Genomic DNA, 10,046 nt, shown 5'->3' on the forward strand with positions numbered 1-10,046 from the left:
ACTACTGGGTGGTCGAGTCGTCAACGCGGACGCAGATAGGGAAGTTGGTCATTCTCAAATAATCACAACCCGGCGGTTGGGTGGACCACAAAGAAATTCGTGCGCGGCAGACCTCCCGGTCTGCCCGATTTAGACACGAAAGTGAAGACACGACGGAGGCAGACGAGGACGTCTGCCGCCCACGAAGTGCTTGCAGGCGCCACGAATGGGGCAGACCGGGAGGTCTGCCGCCCACTTGCAATGTTCCATGCGCGAGAGTCATCTCATTCGCGCCCCAAAGGAGCAGACCACACGGTTCGGTCGGCGTTCGGCGGTCGGGTCATACGGTTGCATGGCGGGAGCTGTCAACATCTACCTTGACAGTCGCCCATGCAGAATCGTTTCTTGACAGTGGACCTTCCGGGCGCACCAGGCCTTGACAGGCCGACTGGTCAGGAGATATGTGACAATCAAACAACCTCTCGTATTATTCGCTTTCTTTATCCTCTCGCTCTGCACTACCATGACAGTGTACGGCCAGAACCTGCTGGGCAATCCGACGGGCGGTCGGTTCGGTGTGAAAGTGGGCGTAGTCAGCCGCATGAAGCTGACCACTACGCCGACAAGAAGCTCCGAAATCGGCTCGTGCGCGCAGGTATATATTGATCTTCCCCAGGGCCGCCAATTCTTTCTCAGCCCGGCTTTCGACTTCTACTACATCGAAATCAACCGCGCCAACCAGATCATGATCGAGGCGAACCTCGGTTTGAAGCGGACCTTCGGGCTAAAGCGCGCCAGAATGCTGCTGGGGCCGGGCGTCTCGGTCGGCTTTCTCTATCTCTCGGAGATCGGCGATCTGCCCGATTCTCGTTTTATGAGTCTGAAAGCGTTCGTGGAGACTCACTTCGCCATCGACGCCAGGCGGGCCTGGGTGGGTGAGCTGGCCTGGATCTACGCGCCCACCGGCTCCAACAGCGACGAGTCGTTGTCATTTGGGCCCGGCGTGATGCTGCGGTGGGGGCTTGCGCTGAGGTAGAATGCGATACTCGCTCGCCCTGTTAGTGTTATCATTCATGCTTGACTGAATTCGGGCGATCGGTTTTATTGATCGTGTGAGGGGCAGACAGACGAGAATGAGGTGTGTCATTGCAGCGGCGACGATTATCAGCGCCGTTATGGCGTTGCCCATGTCATCCGTGACAGCAGCGGATTATGAGGTGGGAGAGATCTACACCGGCCTGAAGGTGGGGCTGATCGGATCCGGCAGTGTCGATCTGGAGCGTCATCAGATCGACCAGCGCACCGGCCCGAGCGCGGGCTTCTTCTTCGATCAACCGTTCGGTTCGATCTGGCATTACGGGTTATCAATCGATTTCTACCGGATGGCCTGGCGGGAGAAGACGATCGGTGTCACGCTTGACGAATCCGAATGGCTGCTGGACCTGGGTGTCAATCTGAAAGCGAACATAGTCAGCGAAAGCTGGCCACTCGGATTCAGGCCGGGTGTCGGCGTGGGGGTGGCGTTTCTTGGACGGATGGACATGGCCGGAGTGGCGGGCTCAAGCTACGTGACCCTGAAGGCATTTACCGAAGTTGTTTATCTGTCGGCCGCCGGGCTGGGATACGTGGTGGAGGGAGGTATCTGGTACGCGCCATCGGGCGGGGACAACACCACCGATGTTACCCTCGGGCCGCTGTTGTCATTACGCGCGGGGGTGATGTTCTGATATCGACCCTTAATCGGAGACCTCAGTTTATGAAAAGAACTCTGTTTACATTTGGCATTCTGGCGGTGACTATCGCCACATGTGCATCGGCAGGCGCGCGCCCCAGGCTTGGTATCAAAGCCGGCATGGTCTGGGCAGACCAGACGTGGGAGTATCGTGAGATTCTCGGCGCAGTCGAGCGGGATACCCGGACGGGCCTGGCATTCGGCCCATGTGTGGATGTGGGGTTGACTCCTGTGTTCGGCCTTCAAGCCGAGGCGCTCTATGTGCAGAAAGGAAACCAACTCAAGGTGCCAATATACGATCAGTCGTCACCGGTGCCAATCGGCACGCGCGTGTTCGAGGACCGCATCACGTACCTGTCGCTGCTGGCTTCGCTCAAAGTACAGGCGCTGGGTGGACCACTTGGTTTTTATGTGCTTGGCGGGCCGCGTGTTGACCTGAAACTCGGGACGGATTCGGATATTAACGACTCGGATATGGACAGGATTCTAGATTCCTACCAGTCAACCGTAGCCGGGGCAACTGTCGGGGTTGGCTTACAGCACGCCTTCGGGTCCTTTGGACCGATTCTGCTGGAGGCGCGCTACGATCTCGATTTCTCTGAAGCCGCCAAGCATGTGAATGATGAGAATACGCTGACTATCGACAACAAGAGCTTTGCGATACTTGTTGGACTGGTCTTTTAGTAAGCCAGTTCCTTTGTCCGCCGTCGGGGCACCAGCGGTGCGCCGGTAATCAGACAGGAGGGATGTGAGAATGCAAACCACGAAACAGCAGTGGGGTCGGGTGTGCGTGTCGGTTCTGGCCGCCATAACGCTCGGCGGTCAGTGTGGAGCTATCGATCTTGGCCCCGGCGAACCGTGTGCGGCGTTCAAAATGGGTCGAATCGGCCGCACTACCATGGAGATCACTGACATTGTCAACGGAGACCGGGAGGCCGGCCTTGAGCCTACCTGGACAATTGGAGTGTCTTTCGACTACCCCCTCACGCAGCACCTCTACGCCGGAGCCGTAGTTGACTGGCACTGGCTGGGTGAGCCGTACCCGCTCCCGGTCGATCTGCGCGTTGGCGGCGTTTCGGCCCTGGAGTTGGGAGTGCAACTGAAGTGGCTGATTAGCCTTGGCGACGGGCGCTTTGCCATTAGGCCGGGTATTGGTATAGGCGGCGCGCAGGGCCATTACACGCTTCTGGCGTTTAGAGCCGGGATCGAATTTCAGATGTCGGTCTCGGAGCGGTTTGGAATTGGAATCGAGTCCGGGGTCTGGCACTCGCCGGTCGGCACGGACAGCGTGACTGACGTTGCAATCGGACCGATGGGCTACCTGCGGGGTGAGGTGCTGTTCTCGGTTTGGGGAAGACGACGATAGTATTCTGGATAGAACTATTTCGCAGAAGAGGGATGTAGCCATGAACTTGCACCGATGGGTCTTGCGCCAGGGGATTTATGTTGGAGCTATGTTATCGACGTGGGTTGTGATGTCGGATGCACACGGACAGTCATCCGGAGAACAGGCCGCGGACACAACTCTGTCGGCAACTAAGAAGCCGCCCAAACCATTCATCATTAGTGCCGGGGTAATGATGCCCGATAAGGTAGTTCTTTGGAGCGCGACTGTAGTGCGTATTTATGACCTTAAAGATGGCTTGTCGATCGGGGCTATTGCGCAGTTTCCGCTGGCGCCACACTTCTACATTGGACCGTGCATAGACTACCACCGACCGAAACCAATGAACACACTTTTCAGTTGGGGAGCGGAGGTGCTAGCGGATATGAAAGTCAGCGGCCCGCTGAGATTTCAGTCCGGCGCGGGACGCGGCAGCGGTGTCCTTCACGGAAAGATAGGGGCATTTGACACTGACTACGGCATCTCCCGGCTCTCGTTTCGCATGCTCTTTCAGCAGCCGTCAAAGATAGGCGGGGCGTTCGAAGTACTGTTATGGTTCCCCGACGGTGACGGATTGGATGACTTCAGTGCGGTGAGGATAGGAGTTGTGTTCTAAGTCACTACGGAGAGTCCTTGGGCGGGGACAGGCGCCGAACCGGGGTCGGAAGGCCGGTTCCTGGGTCGGCCTTTGTATGTCGGTGGTTGCCCCCAAAAACCACTTGGCGGCCAGGTTCGGCCGTGTTATTCTTGGTTTTGTTGCGACCAGTTTTGGGGCCATAGCTCAATTGGGAGAGCGTCGCGTTCGCAATGCGAAGGCTGCCGGTTCGATCCCGGCTGGCTCCATTTGGATAATCGGCCGCCCGGACGATTTGCGGGGCGGCCCAAAAGCGTGCTAGACGGGGAGCTAGCGGTGCCCTGTAACCCGGAATCCGCTTTACCGGGGTCGAATTCCCACCCGAGGGCTTAGCGGGCCCGGAGTGTCGACGGATAAGCGGTGTTGATGGTCGGGTCCTGTACAACTTCAGCCTTTTGAACCCGGTCAGGACCGGAAGGTAGCAGCCGTAGAAAGTCCCTGATGAGTGTTGCAGGGTCACCCGGCTTGAGCCGGCTGTTCGGAGTGCTTCGGGGCAGCGGTTCGGAGGTGGGTGCACAAAACAGAGCCCCTCGACGATGAGTCGAGGGGTTTTTGTTTTTCAACCGAGGAGTTCTACTACCAAATCCTAATCCGCTCGGCGGGCGGACGCATCATCGGGTCGGTGTCCGAGCAGCCAAAGGCCGCCTGGAATTCGTCCATGTTGGACAGCGGCCCCAGCACCCGGAAACGATCCGGCGAATGCGGGTCGCTCTGCACCTGGAGCTTGATGTTCTCCGGCGTAGCGTTTGACCGCCAAACCTGCGCGAAGGAAAAGAAGAAGCGCTGGTTCTGCGTGAAACCGTTGACCATCGGGTCGGCCTTGCCCTGTCGGGCAAGCTGAAGCGCGTCGTAGGCGACACGTAGCCCGCCGAGATCCCCGATATTCTCACCCAGGGTCAACGCACCTCTTACGTGCAGGCTATCGATAGCCACATAAGCGTCGAACTGGGCTACCAGTTTCGCGGTTCTTTCCTCGAACTTCTGGCGGTCTTCGTCGGTCCACCAGTTGACCATGTTGCCGTCGGCGTCAAACCGGCTCCCGCTGTCGTCGAAGCCGTGCAGCATCTCGTGACCGATCACCACACCCATCGCACCGTAGTTGATGGCGTCGTCGATCTCACCGTCGAAATACGGCGGCTGTAGAATCCCGGCCGGGAAGACGATCTCGTTCTTGACCGGATTGTAATAGGCGTTGACTGTCTGAGGGGTCATGCCCCACTCGGTCGGGTCCGGCGCCTTACCCACTTTGGAGAGCTTGAAGGCCGTCTCATGTCTCAGGCCAGCACGGGCGTTCTCTACGAATGAGACTTTGCCTATCTCCAAACCACCGTAATCGCGCCATTTGTCCGGGTAACCGATCTTGGTGCCGAACGCCTCCATTTTGGCGAGCGCTCTCTGGCGAGTTTCCTCGGACATCCACTCCAGTTTGCTCAGACGCTCGCGCAGGACCGTTTTCAGGTTGTTGACCATCTCCATCGCGCGGGATTTCGACTCGGGAGGGAAGGCCCGCTCGACAAAGAGCTGACCCATCGCCTCACCGAGATAGTTGTTTATCGACGAAAGTACGCGCTTCCAGCGTTCACGTCGCTCCTGGGCGCCGCTCAGTATCGTACCGTAGAAGCGGAAGTTCTCCTTGTCGAACTCCTCGCCGACGTAGAAAGCGAAACTCCGAATCACGTTCCATCGGACATACAGTTTCCAGTGATCGAGCGGCGCCTCTTTGAGCAGCTTGCTCATACCCTCGAAGAACTGCTCCGGCCCGAACGATATTGAGTCGACGCTATAGAATCCCAGGGCGGCGACGTATCCGTTCCAGTCGAAATCCGGCGCCAGCTCGGCGACCTGGGCGAGCGTCTTCACCCGGTACCAGGCCGGGTAGTTGCGCATATCAGTAACGGTCCACGACGATTGCGCCAAACCGGTCTCAAGCGCCATTACGACGTCGGCATTGGATTGCGCCGTGGCTGAGTCATCGCCGAGCAGCTTGAACATGTTGGTCATGTGCTCGACATACTGTGCCCTGAGCGTGGTCGATTCCTCGTTTTCGCGGGTGTAGTAATCCCGCTCCGGAAGGCCGAGTCCACCCTGGGTGGCGTAGAGGTTGACCCGGCTGGAATTCGTAAGTCCTTCGAGGGCATCGGTGTCAAAGAGCATGTTTATGCCCTCGGCGTGATACCTGGAGATCACCTGGCACAGGTCGGTAACACTCGAGATCGCTGCGATACGCTCGAAATCAGCCTTGAGCGGCGCGATCCCGGTGCGGTTGATCGCCGCGGTGTCCATGCCGCTGGTGTAGAAGTCGCCGATCTTCTGGGCCGGCGTGCCGGGCGCAGCGTCCATGGCGGCGACTTCGTCCAGGATCTCCTTGAGAACCACGTTATTCCTCTCATGGATCTCATGAAAGACCCCCCAACTGCCGTACTCTTTGGGCACAGGGTTATTTTTCAGCCAGGTGCCGTTGGCGTACTGGTAGAAGTCATTGCAGGGGGCACAGGTGGTGTCGAGATTCTTCGGATCAATCCCCCGCACGTTGGTGGTTGTAGACAGCGGCGCGGTTTCGGCCACCTGTGTGCCGCAGCCGATCAGTACCGCCGCCCCCGATAACGCGACCAGGCTCACGGCGGTTTTGAAGCGATTGGACATTAAGAAGTCTCCTTTGTAGTGTCGAGTTTCCAAGTGCCAGTATATAGTCGTATTGAGTGTCCAAAGTGTTTGGAGCGAAAGTGCAAGGATACATACTGCTCCCGCGCAGGGCAAGGGGCGGAAGGCTGGTCCGGCGATTATTGGATACGACAGTCTCCTGAGCAGGTTGCCGTCTAACTCGGGCCGAACCTGGTCTCAACGCCACCAGGACGTCGCCGAGGGGATCAGGAACAGGGCCTCTCACTGATTAGACTTTTTCTTTGCATGAAATCAGCCTCGCCCTTTTAATTCCCCATGCAACTGGCGCCGGCGTATCTGCTCTTCTGTGTAATCATCTGGGGATGGACTTTTGTCGCTACGCGGGTGTGTCTGCAATACCTTAACCCGGTCGAGCTGTTCGGACTGCGACTCATAACCGGGCTGCCGCTTCTCGTTATCGTCATCCTCGCCAAAGGCATCAAGTTTGAGTTCACGGGCAAGGAACGAAGAACCATTCTCATCGGCTCCGCGATTATCACCGCCCACTTCCTGGTTCAGATCACCGGCCTCCAATATACCTCGGCCACCAACACCGGCTGGATTATTGCGGTCAGCCCGCTCGTCATGGCAGTGATGGCCTACCTGTTCTTGAAGGAGCGACTGAAGCGCAGTGCCATTGTAGGAATCGTGGTTGCCACAGTCGGTATCCTGCTTCTGGTCTCCAAAGGACGACTGAACTCGCTGGCCTGGCTTGGTTCGGTCGGCGACTGGCTGGTGCTCATCTCGGCCCACACCTGGGCGCTGTACACGATTGTTATCCGTGACCTCACCCGCACGCGACACCCGTTAGCAGTCACGATTGCAGTGCTGGCGCCCTCGGCGCTGGTGGTGGTCGGATACATGGCGGTCAACTCCGACTGGTCGCGGTTTATCCACATGCCCCTCGATGGAATCGTTGCCATGCTCTTTCTCGGCATTCTTGGACTGGCGCTCGGGCACTGGTTCTGGCAGGAGGGCCTGGCCCGAATAGGCGCGGCGCGAGCCGGAATCTACCTGTATCTCGAACCGGTGGCGACCACCGTGCTGGCCGTGCCGTACTTACACGAGGAATTCGGCCCGCTGACCGCGTTGGGCGGCTTGATGGTGCTGGCCGGAGTGTACGTAGCCGAGGGGCGGCGGAGCCGGTCGACACCGCAGAAACAAGACTGACGTGCCGGTAAATGCATCTTCTCGATCTCAGGTGTGGATACTCATCGTGATTCCGCCCGCGAGTGGCTCGTAACAACCGCGCTGGCTTACCTGGGCACACCCTATGTTTGGGGAGGCGATGACCCCTCCGGGTTCGACTGTTCCGGTCTTGTTGTAGAGTGCCTGAAGTCAGTCGGTTTGCTGGACTCTGTAGATCTTTCAGCCGACGGCCTTCTTGTGAAGTTTCGTGATTATGCAGTCGCGCAGCCTGCGCGGGGCTGTCTCGTCTTTCTACTGGACCGGGCCGGCAAGGCGCGCCATGTCGGTATCTGTCTGGACCGGTGGCACTTTATCGAAGCGGGCGGAGGCGACAACAGCGTCGCTGATCAGTCCGCAGCATGGAAGCGCAACGCTTTTGTCCGGATCAGGCCGCTCCCCAATCCCGGCTCACGACGTATTGTCTGCGATCCAATATCAGCCCTAAAGGAATGAGCCACCCAACGGGTATTGGGTGGCTCGTACAGGCATTAGGATACCTGTGGGACAGGGACAGTTTTAACAAGAACCGTCAACTGATCCAGGCGTCCGTGTCGATGCTGTCGGTGCAAGTTGTCTCGTCAAGGTGCAGGTCAAGTCGAGCGGTCCTTGCTAATCCAGCGTTTGTTTCTTAGACGGACGACTATCGGGAATGTTCAGAAAAAAGCGGCGCGGCGGCAAAAATCTGATCATGGTTCGGGCGCACCAACTGTCGGGCAGCCCGCCGTGGCGGGGCCTGTCAGCACCCTTGCGTACTGCGCCGTTATTCCATTGCCTTGATAGCGCGGATTACCTCGCCCGGGGATGTCACATGCATCAGTTCCTCGCGGAATGACTCGCGCTGGAGCATTTGCGATAAGCTCTTGAACACCTTGAGGTAGAGGGCATCGTCATACGGCGGAGCCGCCATGACGAAAAAAAGATGAGTGAGTTTCTGATCAAGCGAGTCGAAATCGTATCCCGCAGTAGAGCGTGCGAACGCCAGCATCAAATCTTTCGCCTGAAGCGAGCGAATGTGCGGGATTGCCACCCCGTGACCGATTCCGGTGGTGGCCTTCTTCTCGCGGTTGACAAAATCGGTAACCAATTTGGTGCGGTTGCCGATCCGCGCGCCGTTTTCCAGAAGCGAGACCAACTCGTTGATAATCATCCGCTTGCTGTCCTCCCGCCACTTGGCCAGCGATGCCCCCTCGGCGGGCGGTTCGATCACCGTCTCCATCTCGAGTTTGATCAGGTCTTCTGTCAAATACCGCGACAACTTCATAATACTACTTTATCGGCCAAACAGCGCCGCTGTGTGAGGGGGCAATAAGGACCGCGCCTACGCCAGTGTCAAGCAACACGCGGCCACTGGCCCATTCAGGCCGCCCCAGCCTCACTGCTGAGAACGACGACAGATTATATCCTGTTTAGCCTGTCTGTGGGTCGTGTCCGGATCGCCTCTGGATTGATGTCGGCGCCTCAAGTTTATGGTCTGTAACTTATTGTGGGACAGTATATTACCGTCATAGAACAGGCGTGGATACAGTTGACGCTTTTCGCGGAATCCGAAGGCTTCCGGACAGATCGGCGGTCGCATCCCACGCACCAGCGGGGTCGGCTATCCCAAAACGAAGGCGGAGCATTCAATTCACCCCTCACAGTCTCGTGCGCCGTACGGAAGGCGGCCAATTCAGATGCGACCAGACGTTACATGGCGCAGCTTCATGCTCGATACGTTTTGCACAACTGTCGCCGCGAAACCGTTATGCTTTAGGAGCCGGCCGCATTTTCCTGTTGTGCGGCACTGGAGGGGCCGATATATTGGTCCGCTGATGAGTATGACGTGTCATAGGGAGACAGAAGGATGAAGAGAGCTGTTTGGTTGTGGGCCGCCGGGCTGATTCTGACGCTGGCCGCCGCGCTGGTGGTGTCTTGCCGCGACGATGTTTACGTGCCCTTTCCGCCATCGATAAATGGCAACTACACAGGCATTTACAAGTTTACCGAGATTCACAACACGGTTGATACCCAGATCGACACAAGCCAGTTGATCGAATTCATGTTTCGCAAGCCGGACTATTCCATGGACATGGACGGCAGCATCGCTGAATCCTCGAGGGTGTTCTGCGACGTTCTTGGAACATACGTTCTGGGCAACGGGGTGGCCATGACTATTACTGATTCCAATTACACTCGCGGTGTGTGCACTCAGTATTGGGGTCCCGGCGGGTATTTCAGCTTGGACCAGACCACTGATACCACACGGTTGTTGCACGACTCCACGGCCAATGTCGATGGAACGACTATTAGGTACATCAGGCTGCTTCGCTTGGTTCGAAAGTAACATCTTTCGACTTCCAGAAAAACCTACCTTGCCGGCCCGCTCTTCAGGGCCGGCACTTTTTTTTCTATCCATGTTCGTTTTCACTGACAGGATCTGTCAGTGGCCCTGCCTATATCAGGCAGGGGAGGCGGTCGACCGGGCAACC

Annotated in this window: 10 protein-coding genes, 1 tRNA gene and 1 other RNA gene; 10 read left to right on the top strand and 2 right to left on the bottom strand. The window is 57.7% G+C overall.

What is annotated here, in order from left to right; translation table 11 throughout:
- The first annotated feature begins 442 nt into the window (after positions 1 to 442).
- The 7 genes from AB1772_09600 (at position 443) to ffs (ending at position 4,248) form a co-directional block, all read left to right on the top strand.
- The gene (locus tag AB1772_09600) at positions 443 to 1,015 is read left to right on the top strand and encodes a hypothetical protein (protein MEW5796603.1); all 573 of its coding nucleotides are present in this window, start codon (positions 443 to 445) and stop codon (positions 1,013 to 1,015) included.
- Positions 1,016 to 1,112: 97 nt separating this feature from the next.
- Positions 1,113 to 1,706, top strand: a complete 594-nt coding sequence (locus AB1772_09605) for a hypothetical protein (GenBank protein MEW5796604.1) — start codon at positions 1,113 to 1,115, stop codon at positions 1,704 to 1,706.
- Positions 1,707 to 1,735: 29 nt separating this feature from the next.
- Positions 1,736 to 2,395: a porin family protein gene (locus tag AB1772_09610; protein ID MEW5796605.1), complete on the top strand. Its 660-nt coding sequence runs from the start codon at positions 1,736 to 1,738 to the stop codon at positions 2,393 to 2,395.
- 70 nt (positions 2,396 to 2,465) lie between these two features.
- Entirely contained in the window at positions 2,466 to 3,077 is a 612-nt protein-coding gene (locus tag AB1772_09615; protein MEW5796606.1) for a hypothetical protein, read from the top strand.
- Positions 3,078 to 3,438: 361 nt separating this feature from the next.
- Positions 3,439 to 3,711, top strand: coding sequence for a hypothetical protein (locus AB1772_09620; GenBank protein MEW5796607.1), 273 nt, complete (start codon positions 3,439 to 3,441; stop codon positions 3,709 to 3,711).
- A gap of 154 nt (positions 3,712 to 3,865) precedes the next feature.
- Positions 3,866 to 3,938, top strand: a tRNA-Ala gene (locus AB1772_09625).
- Positions 3,939 to 3,982: 44 nt separating this feature from the next.
- Positions 3,983 to 4,248, top strand: an RNA gene (ffs, locus tag AB1772_09630) — signal recognition particle sRNA large type.
- A 57-nt stretch (positions 4,249 to 4,305) separates the two neighbouring features.
- On the opposite strand, the gene AB1772_09635 is transcribed toward ffs, so the two are convergent.
- On the bottom strand, positions 4,306 to 6,372 hold the full coding sequence (locus AB1772_09635; protein ID MEW5796608.1) for a M13 family metallopeptidase: 2,067 nt from the start codon (positions 6,370 to 6,372) through the stop codon (positions 4,306 to 4,308).
- Between the two features lie 294 nt (positions 6,373 to 6,666).
- Between AB1772_09635 and AB1772_09640 the strand changes: the two genes are divergently transcribed.
- Together AB1772_09640 and AB1772_09645 are read left to right on the top strand one after the other, a co-directional pair.
- Positions 6,667 to 7,560, top strand: a complete 894-nt coding sequence (locus AB1772_09640) for a DMT family transporter (GenBank protein ID MEW5796609.1) — start codon at positions 6,667 to 6,669, stop codon at positions 7,558 to 7,560.
- A gap of 33 nt (positions 7,561 to 7,593) precedes the next feature.
- Positions 7,594 to 8,031, top strand: coding sequence for an NlpC/P60 family protein (locus AB1772_09645; GenBank protein MEW5796610.1), 438 nt, complete (start codon positions 7,594 to 7,596; stop codon positions 8,029 to 8,031).
- Between the two features lie 307 nt (positions 8,032 to 8,338).
- Here the strand turns inward: AB1772_09645 and AB1772_09650 are convergent, their stop codons facing one another.
- On the bottom strand, positions 8,339 to 8,839 hold the full coding sequence (locus tag AB1772_09650) for a PTS sugar transporter subunit IIA (GenBank protein MEW5796611.1): 501 nt from the start codon (positions 8,837 to 8,839) through the stop codon (positions 8,339 to 8,341).
- 582 nt (positions 8,840 to 9,421) lie between these two features.
- Here AB1772_09650 and AB1772_09655 point away from each other — a divergent pair.
- On the top strand, positions 9,422 to 9,901 hold the full coding sequence (locus tag AB1772_09655) for a hypothetical protein (GenBank protein MEW5796612.1): 480 nt from the start codon (positions 9,422 to 9,424) through the stop codon (positions 9,899 to 9,901).
- Positions 9,902 to 10,046 lie beyond the last annotated feature (145 nt).

It is taken from the genome of Candidatus Zixiibacteriota bacterium (assembly GCA_040752815.1).
In the GTDB taxonomy this organism is placed as follows: Bacteria; Zixibacteria; MSB-5A5; order GN15; family FEB-12; genus JAGGTI01.

Excerpts from the sequence above, each read along its gene's own strand:
- AB1772_09605 (MEW5796604.1), top strand. The coding sequence starts at position 1,113 with ATGAGGTGTGTCATTGCAGCGGCGACGATTATCAGCGCCGTTATGGCG.
- AB1772_09610 (MEW5796605.1), top strand. The coding sequence starts at position 1,736 with ATGAAAAGAACTCTGTTTACATTTGGCATTCTGGCGGTGACTATCGCC.
- AB1772_09615 (MEW5796606.1), top strand. The coding sequence starts at position 2,466 with ATGCAAACCACGAAACAGCAGTGGGGTCGGGTGTGCGTGTCGGTTCTG.
- AB1772_09620 (MEW5796607.1), top strand. The coding sequence starts at position 3,439 with ATGAACACACTTTTCAGTTGGGGAGCGGAGGTGCTAGCGGATATGAAA.
- AB1772_09635 (MEW5796608.1), bottom strand. The coding sequence starts at position 6,372 with ATGTCCAATCGCTTCAAAACCGCCGTGAGCCTGGTCGCGTTATCGGGG.
- AB1772_09640 (MEW5796609.1), top strand. The coding sequence starts at position 6,667 with ATGCAACTGGCGCCGGCGTATCTGCTCTTCTGTGTAATCATCTGGGGA.
- AB1772_09650 (MEW5796611.1), bottom strand. The coding sequence starts at position 8,839 with ATGAAGTTGTCGCGGTATTTGACAGAAGACCTGATCAAACTCGAGATG.
- AB1772_09655 (MEW5796612.1), top strand. The coding sequence starts at position 9,422 with ATGAAGAGAGCTGTTTGGTTGTGGGCCGCCGGGCTGATTCTGACGCTG.